The organism is Levilactobacillus suantsaii (genome assembly GCF_004115745.1).
Lineage (GTDB): Bacteria > Bacillota > Bacilli > Lactobacillales > Lactobacillaceae > Levilactobacillus > Levilactobacillus suantsaii.
Window position 1 is genome coordinate 1 of record NZ_QXIL01000035.1, and the last position, 13534, is coordinate 13534.

General features: G+C 53.9%; 13 protein-coding genes. 9 read left to right on the forward strand and 4 right to left on the reverse strand.

Annotation, left to right across the window (positions count from 1 at the left end; genetic code table 11):
• Window positions 1-15: 15 nt before the first annotated feature.
• Window positions 16-990, reverse strand: coding sequence for a hypothetical protein (locus DXH47_RS10865; protein WP_129033334.1), 975 nt, complete (start codon window positions 988-990; stop codon window positions 16-18).
• 53 nt (window positions 991-1043) lie between these two features.
• Between DXH47_RS10865 and DXH47_RS10870 the strand changes: the two genes are divergently transcribed.
• Window positions 1044-1664, forward strand: coding sequence for a DUF5776 domain-containing protein (locus DXH47_RS10870; protein ID WP_129033335.1), 621 nt, complete (start codon window positions 1044-1046; stop codon window positions 1662-1664).
• A gap of 112 nt (window positions 1665-1776) precedes the next feature.
• Here DXH47_RS10870 and DXH47_RS10875 read toward each other — a convergent pair whose 3' ends face one another.
• On the reverse strand, window positions 1777-2730 hold the full coding sequence (locus tag DXH47_RS10875) for an aldo/keto reductase (RefSeq protein WP_129033336.1): 954 nt from the start codon (window positions 2728-2730) through the stop codon (window positions 1777-1779).
• A 185-nt stretch (window positions 2731-2915) separates the two neighbouring features.
• On the opposite strand from DXH47_RS10875, the gene DXH47_RS10880 reads away from it, so the two are divergent.
• The 7 genes from DXH47_RS10880 (at window position 2916) to DXH47_RS10910 (ending at window position 10700) form a co-directional block, all read left to right on the forward strand.
• Window positions 2916-3671, forward strand: a complete 756-nt coding sequence (locus DXH47_RS10880; RefSeq protein WP_129033337.1) for an ABC transporter ATP-binding protein — start codon at window positions 2916-2918, stop codon at window positions 3669-3671.
• A gap of 10 nt (window positions 3672-3681) precedes the next feature.
• On the forward strand, window positions 3682-5499 hold the full coding sequence (locus tag DXH47_RS10885; protein ID WP_129033338.1) for an FtsX-like permease family protein: 1818 nt from the start codon (window positions 3682-3684) through the stop codon (window positions 5497-5499).
• 32 nt (window positions 5500-5531) lie between these two features.
• Window positions 5532-5906: a GntR family transcriptional regulator gene (locus DXH47_RS10890; RefSeq protein ID WP_129033339.1), complete on the forward strand. Its 375-nt coding sequence runs from the start codon at window positions 5532-5534 to the stop codon at window positions 5904-5906.
• A gap of 181 nt (window positions 5907-6087) precedes the next feature.
• Window positions 6088-6492 carry an iron-sulfur cluster biosynthesis family protein gene (locus DXH47_RS10895; protein ID WP_129033340.1) on the forward strand — a complete coding sequence of 135 codons (405 nt, stop codon included), beginning with the start codon at window positions 6088-6090 and terminating at the stop codon, window positions 6490-6492.
• 225 nt (window positions 6493-6717) lie between these two features.
• Window positions 6718-8067, forward strand: coding sequence for an Ig-like domain-containing protein (locus DXH47_RS10900; protein WP_129033341.1), 1350 nt, complete (start codon window positions 6718-6720; stop codon window positions 8065-8067).
• A 263-nt stretch (window positions 8068-8330) separates the two neighbouring features.
• On the forward strand, window positions 8331-9866 hold the full coding sequence (locus tag DXH47_RS10905; RefSeq protein WP_129033342.1) for a multicopper oxidase family protein: 1536 nt from the start codon (window positions 8331-8333) through the stop codon (window positions 9864-9866).
• Between the two features lie 147 nt (window positions 9867-10013).
• A complete protein-coding gene (locus DXH47_RS10910; RefSeq protein ID WP_129033343.1) occupies window positions 10014-10700 on the forward strand; it encodes a hypothetical protein in 687 nt (228 codons plus the stop codon).
• A gap of 74 nt (window positions 10701-10774) precedes the next feature.
• Here DXH47_RS10910 and DXH47_RS10915 read toward each other — a convergent pair whose 3' ends face one another.
• Both DXH47_RS10915 and DXH47_RS10920 read right to left on the reverse strand, forming a co-directional pair.
• Window positions 10775-11338, reverse strand: a complete 564-nt coding sequence (locus DXH47_RS10915; RefSeq protein ID WP_129033344.1) for a hypothetical protein — start codon at window positions 11336-11338, stop codon at window positions 10775-10777.
• A 250-nt stretch (window positions 11339-11588) separates the two neighbouring features.
• Window positions 11589-12620: a YeiH family protein gene (locus DXH47_RS10920; protein ID WP_129033345.1), complete on the reverse strand. Its 1032-nt coding sequence runs from the start codon at window positions 12618-12620 to the stop codon at window positions 11589-11591.
• 113 nt (window positions 12621-12733) lie between these two features.
• Here DXH47_RS10920 and DXH47_RS10925 point away from each other — a divergent pair, with 113 nt between their 5' ends.
• Window positions 12734-13420, forward strand: coding sequence for a LysR family transcriptional regulator (locus DXH47_RS10925; protein ID WP_129033346.1), 687 nt, complete (start codon window positions 12734-12736; stop codon window positions 13418-13420).
• Window positions 13421-13534 lie beyond the last annotated feature (114 nt).

Here is a 13534-nt window from a genome sequence, read left to right on the forward strand (position 1 = left end):
GAAGAAGTCTTCTTGTTATTTACACAAACTTCTTGACACTCCCACCAGAAGCGGGTGGTAAGCCGAGTCAGTCAAATGAACAATCATCGACAACTGGCGCCGGTAATCAACCGTCATCACCAGAAACGGGTGGTACGTCGAGTCAGTCAAATGAACAATCATCGACAACTGGCGCCGGTAATCAACCGTCATCATCAGAAACGGGTGGTAAGCCGAGTCAGTCAAATGAACGACCATCGACAACTGGCGCCGGTAATCAACCGTCATCATCAGAAACGGGTGGTGCGCCGAGTCAGTCAAATGAACAACCATCGACAATTGGAGACGATGGTCAACCGTCATCACCAGAAGCGGGTGGTAAGCCGAGTCAGTCAAATGAACAATCATCGACAACTGGCGCCGGTAATCAACCGTCATCAGCAAAAACGGGTGGTGCGTTGAGTCATTCAGGTCAACAATCGTCGACGAATGTGGCCGGCGGCCAGTCAACATCATCAGAAACGGGTGGTGCGCCGAGTCAGTCAAATGAACAACCATCGACAATTGGAGACGATGGTCAACCGTCATCACCAGAAGCGGGTGGCGCGCCGAGTCAGTCAAATGAACAACCGTCGACAACTGGAGACGGTAATCAATCGACATCACCAGAAGCGGGTGGCGCGCCGAGTCAGCCAAATGAACAACCGTCGACAAATGTGGCCGGTGGTAGTCAATCGACATCACCAGAAGCGGGTGGCGCGCCGAGTCAGTCAAATGAACAACCGTCGACAACTGGAGACGGTGATCAATCGTCATCACCAGAAATGGGTGGTAAGCCGAGTCAATCAAATGAACGACCATCGACAACTGGCGCCGGTAATCAACCGTCATCAGCAGAAACGGGTGGCGCGCCGAGTCAGTCAAATGAACGACCATCGACAACTGGCGCCGGTAATCAACTGTCATCACCAGAAACGGGTGGTGCGTCGAGTCAGCCAGGTCAACAACCATCGACGAATGTGGTCGGCGGCAGTCAAACGACATCACCAGAAATGAGTGGTACAGTGACTAAAACTGAACCGATGACATCAACAGTGCTAAGCAGCTCCTCTGAGGATTGGCCTAAATTAACCGGTTCGAAGGTCCTACCGGGTGTACTAGCAGCCGCTCTGAATCCAACCGGTCCTCTAGCAACCAAGCACTTACCAAAGACTTGGCAACTAAAGCGGCACTTTGCGGCCGATCGCGCCACTTTCCGCCGCTTCCGGGTCACGGGTCTGCACAAGTTAGGCTTGTACCGCACGCCAAACTTTAGTCGAAAGACGCGGATCGTTTGGTACACGCGGCGACCACGGGGGTACCGGCCCGAATTCGTGGTCATCGGGCAGCGCTTCTCTAAGCACGGCACGTTACGGTACCAACTCGCGAACAAGACCTTTATCACGGCCAATCGACAATGGGTCGCTTTAGCACCACAAGCGAAAAGCCACACGGCGCTGAAACCTACGGACCATTACCGAAACGTTAAAGCGACCATGACGGGGTGGCATTACCACCTAACGACTTTGCGGAGCTTGAATCGTCACCGGGTAGTTCACCGGCCAGCCATCCACTGGTCGCACCGGCACCTACGTTATCGGTTACCAGCCCCACAATGGGTGGTGTTTCACCGACAAGCTCAGTAACAATCGCCAACGTTAAGCTTAATTAGCCCCATAAAAGAGGCGCCCAGATACTAGCCAAACTGACTAGCGCCTGGGCGCCTTTTCGAGTTATCGGTTAAAGGAAAGCCTGAGCTTAAGGCAACGTGTTGCCCGCGGCCAGGTAAACGTCGTACCACTCTTGCTTAGTCAACGTGACGTCGGCACCAGCGGCACTGTCCTTGATGTGGTCGGGGTTCATGGTCCCCAAGAGAACTTGCACGTGAGCCGGGTGACGAAGAATCCAAGCAATGACGATGCCGTTCTTGGAAACGCCGTACTTATCGGCCAGCTTTTGCAATTCGTCGTTTAAGTCCTTGTACTTCGGGTCGTCGATGATCATGCCGGCGAACAAACCGTATTGGAATGGGGACCAAGCTTGGATGGTCACGTGGTTGCGGCGGGAGAATTCTAGCATGCCGCCGTCGTGGTCCACGGCCCACTTGTCTTCCATGTTGACGTGCATGCCGGCGTCGATCATGCCGGTATGGGCCGGGCCAAATTGGAGCTGGTTGAACATCAGCTTTTGGTCGACGGCGTCTTGGACCATCAGGTATTGTTGCACGTTGAAGTTGGAGACCCCGAAATGCCGCACCTTGCCCTCGCGTTGCAGGGTGTTGAAAGCGTCTGCAATCTCGTCCGGTTCCATCAGGGGATCCGGACGGTGAAGTAAGAAGGCGTCCAAATAGTCGATGCCCATCCGAGAAAGGATGCCATCCACGGCGTCAATCAGGTGTTGCTTCGAGAAATCGTAGCGCTTACCAAAAACCAAGCCATCGTGGCTCCGGGATGGGTCTAAAACGATGCCACCCTTGGATTGGATGTAGAAATCATCCCGCGAGAGGCTGGAAGCAGCCAGGGCGTCTTTGAACTTCTTTTCCGAAGCGCCGTCGCCGTAGATGTCGGCGGAGTCGACGTAGGTAATGCCCGCCTCATGCGCGGCTTCTAAAGCTTTGGCTGCATCGGGTGTTGAGAGTCCGGCCATCCGCATGATGCCGAGGGCCACAGCGGAGGCTTGCCAGTCGGTGCCACCTAAGTTGAGTTGTTTCATGCTAAAATCCTTCCTTTCATCATTCATCACTACAAAATTAGTTTACACCCAAAGCCACTGGGGCTCTAGTAATCCGTCCGGTAATTACCTTGGTGCCAAAAAGTTAACGGTTGACATTTGCTGGTTAGGCAGTATAGTTAATTACACAAGTAACTAACCAACAAACTAACGGGGGGATTTCAACCATGACGACACCAATCGTTGACGTACACGATTTAGAAAAGACTTACGGTAAAGCCGGCGAACGGCCGTACACCGCGCTACAGAACTTGAATTTCACGGTCGCACCGGGCGAATTCGTCGGCATCATGGGGGCGTCGGGTTCCGGGAAAACGACGCTCTTGAACATGTTATCGACTTTAGACACACCCACGAAGGGGCAAGTCGTGGTCAATGGCCACGACGTCACCCAGATGCGGGGGAACCAGCTTTCAGACTTTCGGGCCCAGGAAGTCGGCTTCATTTTCCAAGACTTCAACCTGCTAGAAAGCTTGACGGCCGAGGAAAACATCGGCTTGCCGCTGGCTTTGACGGGCACGCCCAGCAAGGTCATGGACCAGGCGATTCATGAGGTCGCGACGACGCTGTCCATCGAGGACTTGTTAAAGAAGTACCCGGCACAACTCTCCGGGGGCCAGAAACAACGGGTCGCCGCTGCGCGGGCTATCGTGCACCGGCCAGCCCTCCTGATGGGCGACGAACCGACCGGAGCGCTGGATTCGACCAGCGCCCGCGAGTTATTGGATTTGTTGACCACCATCAATCGCGAGCAACAGATGTCCGTGTTGTTAGTCACCCACGACCCGTTTTCTGCCAGTTTTTGTCAGCGCATCCTGTTCATCAAGGACGGCCAGATTGGGTCAGAACTGACGCGCGGAGAGTTGTCCCGCCAAGACTTCTACCAACAGGTGCTGAACGCCCTGGGCACGTTTAGCGAATAGGGGGGCCACGATGTTAACGAAATTAGCTTTAGCCGGCGTGAAAAATCGGCGGCGCGACTACCTGGTCTTGTTGGCCGGTCTGACCATGTCCGCGGCCATCTTCTACATGTTTGCCAACCTGGCGACCAACCAAGCCTTCATCAAGGCCAACGCGGTGGTCAAATCGGCCAGTCTGGTGTTCGGCTTCGGTGCGGTCCTGTTGGCATTGATCACGGTGGTCTACATTATGTACGCCAACTCGTTTCTATTGAGCATGCGTCAGCACGATTACGGGTTATTTATGATGCTGGGGGCCAAACGCCGCCGTATCGGGCAACTGGTCGTGTTAGAAACGTTGATTCTAGGGGCCGGTGCCACGGTCGTTGGGATTGGGCTGGGGATTCTCGTCAGTCGTTTTCTGGTCAGCTTTCTCCTCGACCTTTTGGGCTTACACCTGGCGCACTTGACCGCAATCTACTTGCCAGCGATGTTGTTCACAGCGGTGCTGTACATTGGCCTGTTCATTTTAGCGTCGTTGTTCAACTTGATGCACCTGATGCGCACCACGGTCCAAAAGTTGCTCCACGCCGACCAAATGGCGGTCCAACCGAAACGGCATCCCGGACGACAACTGCTGGGTGGTCTCGTCGGCGTGATTTTCCTGGCCATCGGCTACTGGGCCATGGCAGCTATTACCGACTTAAAAGTAACGGCGATTCCGGTCGCCTTGGTCACCATCACGCTGGGAACCTACCTGCTGTTTCATTCAACCGTGCTGGCCATTATCGCCGGCTTACGGCGGACTAGTTGGGCCAAGAAGCACCTCAACGGCTTTCTTTTGGGCCAATTGAACTTCCGGGTCCACGACTACACGCGGATGTTGACCATTGTGTCGCTGCTGTTCGCCCTGGCGTTGGGGGCCATCACGGTGGGATCGGGCTATCACCGACAAATGCCGATGGTCGCCGATTCACTGGGAACTTACGCGGTGGCGGTGCATAACCCGAACCACCACCAGCGTCAATTGATGAAGCAACTCCACGTGGCGCACCAGGACACGTACACCCAAAAGGTCCGCGGCAAGACCACCTACTACAACGCCGCGGAACTCAAGCGCCATCCGGTTGAGCAGCTAAAAAGCGAGCAACAAACCACGCACCCGCACTTCACCACCCAATCGTTGGCCAAGTTCAAACAAGACGGCTTGACGCGCCTCGACTTCTTGATGCTGAGTCCGACTAAACTCGGCGACTTTGCGACGCCAAAACTCTTGTCACCTCAAGCCTTCCAGCGCTTAAAGGGCAAGACCTACACGGTGACCACGATCCGGGTCAAACATCTGGCTGCCGATTTGAGCACCCTGAAACAACTTGACCACAGCGAGCAACGCCGCTTCCCGCAACACACCGCGGCCCTGACCATCGGGACTTACCAGTCCTACATGATGCTGAACGGAATCTTTGGCGGACTGGAATTCATCGGTTACTTCTTGGGGATTGCCTTTCTGGCGATGTTGGCCTCGTGTCTGATGTTCAAGATTCTATCGGGCGCTCCCGGCGATGCCCGCCGTTACGCCATGTTGAACAAGGACGGGGTCCGGCGTAGCCTGATGCGGCACAGCCTGGCAAAAGAAATTGGCATTTTGTTTGCGATTCCTGGTATCATGGGAGTTATCGACGTCTTGTTTGGATTACAGATGTTTAAACCGTTGATGGCCAAACCGATGAGCCCGTATCTGGGTATCGGCGGGACCTTCGCGATTTTCCTGGCCCTGTACGGGTTGTACTACCTGATGACGCTAGGGCTTTACCTGAATCTGGTCCTGCCGAAGAAAAGTCGGCACGATTAAGACGAGTTCAAGAAGAATGTGAGCGAGCCAATATGCGATTTAATTTTGAGAGTCCCGAGCCCATCTACCTGCAGGTCGCCGAACAGGTCGAAGAGGCAATCTTCACGGGTATTTACCAAGCCGGCGAACAGGTACCGTCGACCACGGCGGTCTCCAAGGAATTTCATATCAACCCGGCGACCGTACTGAAAGGCATCAACCAACTGGTGGCGGCCGGGATGATCGAAAAACGGCGCGGGGTCGGGATGTTCGTGACCGCAGACGCCGCGGAGATGATCCGCGCCAAGCGCAAGGAGCAGTTCTTTGACCGCTACGTGAGTCGCTTTACCAGCGAAGCCCAAAAATTAAAATTGTCCGAAGCAGAAGTCATCACGCTTATCAAGCGCGCGTATCACGATAAATCCTAAGCAAAGGCCCCCGAGGCGCACTTGATGCGCGTCAGGGGGCCTTTTGACGCCCTATCGGCGGAGCCAATTAAAGGTTAAGCCTATCATTGAGTGAGCGTTTTGCTTTACTTTGCTTAGGAAACCGTGTATAAATAATTGTGTACAATTCAATTGCTACTTGGCAGAGAAAGAAGGACTTCAAATGGACATCAAGATTAAAGACGCAGCGAAGGACTACTTGGCAGAGCATGTAAAGGCGGGCTCCATTTTGTTACTGGTAACGGATGATGGCTCCAACCGCTACTCCACCATCGGCGGTTCTTGCGCCATTGGGAACAAGTTCCAATTGGTCGCGTTGACCGAAGAAGATCCTGATTACCAATTAGAAATCAACAACAACGCCGGTTACCAGATGCGGACGAACAACGACGATGCCATCTATTTGGGCAACGGCTTAGTATTGGACCGCAAGAACAACCAACTCGCTTTACGCGATGATAGTGGGATCCTGGATAGCGCGGTCGGCCTGATCAAGTACACGGCTGAAGAAAAATCCAAGTTAGACTTAAAGAAAGAAATGCAAACCCTCGGGACCCGGATTTGCTAATCCGGTCGCGATAAAATGACATGGCGCCATCCTGAAAGCTGTGACTTTCAAGGTGGCGTCATTTTTTATCGGGTTTAGCAAAAGAAAAGTAAAAATGCAATCGGTTGCGGTGGTGAAGGGACCGGTAAGGAGTGGGTTAGGACTACCGGGCGGCTTATCAGTTGAAAAGGGCGGTTGATTCCGGCTATAATTAACCCTGAAAACGACCTTTAGGAGGGGATAACTGTGCAACGCAACCACCGCGGCATTAAATGGCTGATGGCTTTAGTTAGCTTGGTGGAGTTCATGGGCTTAGGTGCGTCATTGACCAGTGCCCACGCGGCAACCATCGACGGTAGCTTGTACGTGACGGCAGCTAAAGTGGTCAACGGGCCGGACTTTAAACCGGCAGAGACCATTAATGTCGAGTACCATTTGGAGTTTGGCAATGTAGCCCTACATAGTGGTGACGAGATCACCATCCCGTTGCCGGATAATTTAAAGTCATCTAAGACCGACACCTTTGACGTGACCGGACCGGACGGTAAGACGGTCATCGGGACGGGGACCGTCGACAAGGGAGGCCAGACGGTGACCGTCACGTTAAACGAAAAGGTCGAGAATTTAGATGATAAGGTCTTAGACCTGTACATCGCGACCAAGTACGCCGGTGACGAGTACGGGGAGCAGACCGTGAACTTCCCGAACAATCACGACGACACAATCAACATCGTCGAAAACACGGCCAATTTATCCAAGAAAGGAGAACTTCAGGACAACAACACCATCAAGTGGACGGTCTTGGTGAACCGCCAAGAACTGGAAATGGCCAACCTGAAGATTCACGATACGATTGGCGACAACCAGACCATGGTGCCGGGCGTCACGGTCTCCAAAGCCGTCTGGACTTCGACCACCGGGTACAAACGAGAAAAGCCGGCACTTTCGGCTGATAAATACCAGGTCAGCTATACAGATGACGGCTTTGATTTGACCTTCAACGACACGGTCACTGATATGTACACCATCGATTACTACACCACCGTGGACGACCCCAGCGTGATTGCGGACGGGTACGTCTTCAAGAACCGGGCCGAACTGACCTGGGGCAGTGGTAGTTCTGGGAGTCGGGAACCCGAAGTGGCTAACGGTAAGGTCTCAACGACCGGTTCGAATTCGGGGAACGGAAACGGCACCATCACCGGCAACGAGGATCAAGACGGTGACGGGGATATCGATGAAAATGGCGACATTGACGTCGACGGCGACCCGGATACGGGGACCGTGGATACCGATGAAGGGACCGAAGATGCGGTCACGACGCCAACGACGCCAACGAAGAAGCAACCAGCAAAGAAGACCACCAAGCAACCGACTACAACGACGAAGAAACAGGCGGTGAAGGGCACGTCGACTACGGGGACTGCCTCCCACCACGTCCGACCAGTGGTTGTCACCCAAGGTCCCACGCGGGTCCTACACTCAGCGAATGCTAAGCTTCCCCAAACTAATGAGCAGACCACCTCTTGGGCGACCATCGGGATAGGGTTACTGATGGGGAGTGGCCTGTGGGCGTTGATCCGGCGGCGGCCCTAATGAGCCAACTAAATTTAACGTTTGTTCAATTTTGAAATTTCGGCTAAGTCAGCTTAACCAGGAATGAAAGCGGTCGCAAAAGCGTCCTCAGTGGGGCTTTTGCGACCGCTTTTGGTCCCGTCAATCCGTGAACGATAAAGCTGATAAATGGGTAATGACCTCAGACTAATTTTTTGTGAAAAGCGGTTACACCTTTTCCAAACTGCGGTATCATGGAGAAGAACAAGTCATCATAAAATCTGTGGAAGGGGCGTCTTTTAGCAATGACTAAACCAACTTATACCGATTATTTTTTTGACGAGCCAGCGTACAACACGCACGATGGCGGTTACGTACCTTTGGAGGAATCCGATGCACCACAAATGGCTTTGCGGATCCCGCCACTTTTGAAACCAGATAAAGAAACTGCGACCGATACTTACTACACGGTCGACGCGCAAGAGGGTGAGACCCAACTCTTGCCCGGCAAGAAGACCAAGACCTGGGGCTACAACACGACGTTACTGGGCCAAACGCTGATTTTTCCTAAGGGGAAGACCATGCACATCGACCTCAAGAACAGCTTGAAGGAATTAACCACGTTCCACTGGCACGGCTTGAACGTTCCGGGGCCTTACGAAGACGGTGGTTGCCACGCCCCCGTTTACCCGGGAGAGACCAAGCACATCGACTTCAAGGTCGACCAACCCGCTGCAACGTTATGGCTCCACGCCCATCCGTGCCCATCAACGGCCGAACAGGTCTGGCACGGTTTAGCCGGCATGGTGCTGGTTACCGACGACCAGGAAGCTAAATTACCATTCCCACGTAACTACGGTGTCGACGATGTGCCGTTGGTCTTACAAGACCGGCGCTTCCACGAAGACAACCAGTGGGACTACAATAAAGATTATGATCCGGATGGGGTCCAAGGCCCAACGCCAATGATCAACGGGACCATCAACCCGTACTTCGACGTCACCACCCAACGGATTCGCTTACGGATCTTAAACGGGGCCAACCGGCGTGAATGGCGCCTGCACTTCAGTAACGACTTGCCATTTACCCAAGTCGCTTCCGATGGTGGGGTCATGCCGGAACCCGTTAACTTCACCCACTTGATGTTGACCTGTGCAGAACGGGCCGAAATCATCGTTGACTTCGGCAGCGTCAAGCCCGGTGAAACGGTCACGTTATACTCGGACGACACCCCAATCGTGCGCTTCCGGATCCATGAGTACGAACATGAAGACGTCACCTTACCAGACCACTTGGTCGATATTCCGGACCCCGAAGTCACGGCTGATACGCCCGTTCGTAAGGTCGTCATGGACGGCATGGACGAGTACGTCATGATGGACGGCAAGAAGTTCAACATGCAACGGATCGATGCCCGGCAAAAGGTCGGCAACGTCGAATACTGGGATATCACCAATAACAACGATAAGGACAGTGGAATGGTTCACCCGTACCACATGCACGGAACCCAATTCTTAGTCGTTTCCCGTAACGGCAAGGCCTCGTACCCGAACGAACACGGGTACAAGGATACCGTCGGGGTCAACCCTGGTGAAACGGTCCGTTTGAAGGTCCGCTTCGACAAGCCCGGTGTCTTCATGTACCACTGCCACATCATCGAACACGAAGATGGTGGGATGATGGCTCAAATCGAAGCTTACGATCCCGAGCATCCAAAGACTTATAAGTTGATGGATATGGACACCTTGATGAACGCCTTCGCTAAAGAACGCGGCGTGGACGTCAAGGACCTTCATCTGGCGGGCATGAGATCGTACGCCAAGATGGGCATGAAGATGTAGTTTTGGCCCGTTGGCTTAAAACGTAAATTGAAGTCACCTAAAAAAGCAGTCTGCATGACGGTCGGTCGACCGTTATTGCGGGCTGTTTTTGAGTTTAGGCTTATAATGGGGGTAACGCGTCACAGTCATTAGAAAGGACGAGCGATTATGGATGCAAAAGCCAATTATCCGCAGGGACATTATCACATTAGTTATTTTGAGCAACAACAGTTACTGATCCGTAACCAAACCAACCTGGTAGCGGCGCTGTTGCGGTTGACCTCGCCCACCGTGCCGTTTAACCAGCTTAACACGCTGTTAAAGGGTGGGGTGACCAACCGGCGGCTCGATGACGCCACGGTCCAGCGGGCCTTGAACCTGCGGACGGCGGTTGCCTTCATCACCAGTTCGCCGCAGGGGTTTGACCTCCTGACCTTTAGCCACATCAATGATTTGGTCACCGAAGGAATCGGCCTCGGAGGTGGCGAGCTTCGGAAATTGGGACACGTCATCGTAGCCGATCAGCAAGTGGACCTACCATTGCCCCAACAAGAAGCGGTCGAACGCGACATTTTGAACATTCGGTTGACTCACAGTGATTACACGGACCGGGCCTTACAAATCTTGGCCTACATCATCCGCAAGCAACTGTTCAATGAGGAAAATCTGGTCACGGCGATGTTGGTGGCTAACCAAGTCCTCAGTAAGCGTGGCGGTGGGTTGCTGATGGTCAGTCAGACCCAGTTGGCCGCCTTTGACCGCCAGTTGCTGGGCTTTTACCACACTGGGGAGGCTGATGCGTTGTGTCATTGGTTGTACGATGACGCCATCGTGGGTCCCGAAATCTTGCCGTGATGGCAAGTTAGACTTTGATTAAAAAACGACGGTTACGGTGTCAGCAAAGAGCTGATGACCGACCGTCGTTAGTCTTAATTGAGGTTGAGTGAACTTTGCCCCTGGTAAAGTTGACCGGGGGTCGCCACGCGGACGTGGAAGGTGACCTTCCCCAGTTTTTTCACGGGTTGTTTGGCGTGTAAGAGCAGTTCGAAGTGCTCCGACTTGTGCGGGGCTAAGCCGTTTGACGTGACGTTTTGCGGGTTCGTCACCGTGCTCAACATCCGGGGACTCTTACTGGTGGCCGGTGAGAAAGTAAAGTTCAGCGTGGTGTCGGTGAAGCCCGCGATACCCGCGGTCGTCAGACCGTTGAGCGAGTCGCGGCCGAAGCGGATTTTGCCGTGGCTGCCTTGATTCGAGGCGGTCCCGGTGATTTTCACCCAGGTCCGGTATTTCGAGTCTTTTTTGGCGACTTGGTACACGTAGACGTGACTCATCTTGAGTTTGTCGTGGTGGGCGAAGGTGAAAGTCTTGTTGAAGTTGTAAGATTTCTTACTGGTGTAGCGTTTATGAACTTTTTGATTGTTATGACGATAAGTATTGAAATAGTGGCTCTTGGCCTGAGCGGAAGGTGCACTTCCTAGTAGTCCTAAGGTCAAAAGGCCGGTCATCACTAACGATCGGTAACTTATGACTGGCGTTTGCCTCACATCCTTTGTGGTGCCCATTGTACACAATCCGGTTTGCCTTGTAAATCCACCGATGGCCAGGCTAGCGGCCAGGTGAATCGGATGCTTTAGCGGGAACGTGGGGCCTAAAATCGTTAGGACGCAAAAACGCCCGGGGCGCCGGGACCACGCAAGGAAGGTGGTAACGACGGCATCCGGACGCATTAGTGTATGAGTGGTTTTAGAAGAATAGTTTGCTGGCAATCGTCACGCAGGTCATCAAGACTACGGAAGACAGGGTCGCCGCTAAGAACGGGCGCCCGCCACGGTGGGCGATGACCTTGAAGTTCACGCTCATCCCTAAGGCGGCCATGGCCATGCCTAAGAAGATGTAGGCTAACTTGACTAATCCAGCGATGACCGCGGACCCCAACGGTACGAAGGTCCCAATCAGACTGGTCAGGATGAAGCCGGCCATGAACCAGGGAATCGGTAACTTGGCGTTGGCGGTGGTGTCAGCCTTGGGCGTGGTCTTTTGGTACCACAAGCCAATGATGACGGCGGCCGGCGCTAAGAGGAGGACCCGTGACAACTTGGTGATGATGGCGGTGTCCAGACTGACAGGGCCGCCGGCACTCCCGGCAGCGACCGCGTGGGCGATTTCGTGCAGCGAGCCCCCGGTCATGACGCCAAATTGCACGGCGGTCAGGTGCAGCAGGGGCTTCAACCCGATTTCGACCAGGGTGAAGACGGTCCCTAAGATCGCCACGATGGCCACAGCCAGGACTTCGTTTTCCCGTTGTTGGGCGGCCTTTTCGGCGGGCACCTTGATCTGCGGGGAGACGCCCATCACGGCGGCGGCCCCACAAATGCTGGTCCCGGTGGCCGTCAAGATGGCCAGGTCCTTGTCGACGCCGACCTTGCGGCTCAGGTTGTAGGTTAAAAGCACCATGCCGGTGACCACCACGATGGCCAGCGTGATGGTCTTGACCCCGGCACTGGCTAGTTGGATCAAGTTTAATTTGAAGCCTAACAGAATAATACCTAGACGTAGGAACTTATTAGAAATGAAGCCGACGCCGGCCAGGTTGGGGGTGACCAGCTTGGGTTGAACTTGCAGGACCATGCCGAGTAGTAGGGCGATGACCAGTGCCCCCACCAGATTCAGGTAGGGCAGTTGGGCCAGTTCACTACCGATAACGGCACAGACTAGGGTCAAAACGGCCGCCCCCCAGAACGGCCGGGACGCTAAGGTGGTACGAATTTCTAACATCAACGATTTCTCCTCTCAAATGCAATAGCCCGAGTATACTGGAGTCGTAGCATAAGATAAAATTGTTATTCGTGATGTTTTCATAAATCTAGCTAATGATAAGGAGGGCTTTCATGTTTGATCAACGGTACCAAACCTTTCAAGTCCTGGTCGCCACCAAGTCGTATACCCGTACGGCCGAGCAGTTGTTCATCACCCAACCCGCGGTCTCCCAGCAAATCAAGAGCCTGGAAACCGAAGTCGGGGTGCCGCTGGTCCACTATCAGCGGCCGTACCTCACCATCACCCCGGCTGGGGAACAATTGGCGGCGTTCATCCAGCGGACGCAGGCCCAATCGACCAAACTCTTGGCCGACTTACGGCAACCGACCCAGCAACGGCAGGTGACCTTTAGCACCACTCTATCATTGAGTGAGTTTTTGGCGCCGCGAATGGTCCGTTTGTTGCAACAACGCGATAATTACCGCGAGATTCGCTGTAAAATCACCAATACGCAAGCGGCGTTGCGGGCACTTCAGACTGGGGAGAGCGACTTTGCCTTGATTGAAGGCAACTTTGAAAAAGCAGCTTTTGATTACCAGGTGATTCGCCGTGAACCCTTTGTGGGCATCGCCAACGCCAAGTCACCACTAGCGCAGTTGGAGACGGTCACTTGGCGGGAGCTGACGGCCTACCCGTTGATCATTCGGGAAAAGGGGTATGGTAGTCGCGACATCTTGGTTCACCTGGCCCAGGCGGCCAACGTCAGTCTGCGCGATTTCCCCCAGCTGGTCACGGTCAACCACCCGGCGGCGAGGTAGCGTCAAGAATCTTGTGTAAATGAAATGCCTTCGTACATATAATATGTATCTAACTTAAATAAATGATGCTTCCAAGGTGTCCTGGAGTCCTTTGAACCCTCGGTGGATCCGCTT

What these genes read in the sequence shown, in the direction of transcription:
- DXH47_RS10865 (WP_129033334.1), bottom strand. Translation starts at nt 990, where the DNA reads ATGGTTGTTGACCTGGCTGACTCGACGCACCACCCGTTTCTGGTGATG.
- DXH47_RS10875 (WP_129033336.1), bottom strand. Translation starts at nt 2,730, where the DNA reads ATGAAACAACTCAACTTAGGTGGCACCGACTGGCAAGCCTCCGCTGTG.
- DXH47_RS10880 (WP_129033337.1), top strand. Translation starts at nt 2,916, where the DNA reads ATGACGACACCAATCGTTGACGTACACGATTTAGAAAAGACTTACGGT.
- DXH47_RS10885 (WP_129033338.1), top strand. Translation starts at nt 3,682, where the DNA reads ATGTTAACGAAATTAGCTTTAGCCGGCGTGAAAAATCGGCGGCGCGAC.
- DXH47_RS10890 (WP_129033339.1), top strand. Translation starts at nt 5,532, where the DNA reads ATGCGATTTAATTTTGAGAGTCCCGAGCCCATCTACCTGCAGGTCGCC.
- DXH47_RS10895 (WP_129033340.1), top strand. Translation starts at nt 6,088, where the DNA reads ATGGACATCAAGATTAAAGACGCAGCGAAGGACTACTTGGCAGAGCAT.
- DXH47_RS10905 (WP_129033342.1), top strand. Translation starts at nt 8,331, where the DNA reads ATGACTAAACCAACTTATACCGATTATTTTTTTGACGAGCCAGCGTAC.
- DXH47_RS10910 (WP_129033343.1), top strand. Translation starts at nt 10,014, where the DNA reads ATGGATGCAAAAGCCAATTATCCGCAGGGACATTATCACATTAGTTAT.
- DXH47_RS10920 (WP_129033345.1), bottom strand. Translation starts at nt 12,620, where the DNA reads ATGTTAGAAATTCGTACCACCTTAGCGTCCCGGCCGTTCTGGGGGGCG.
- DXH47_RS10925 (WP_129033346.1), top strand. Translation starts at nt 12,734, where the DNA reads ATGTTTGATCAACGGTACCAAACCTTTCAAGTCCTGGTCGCCACCAAG.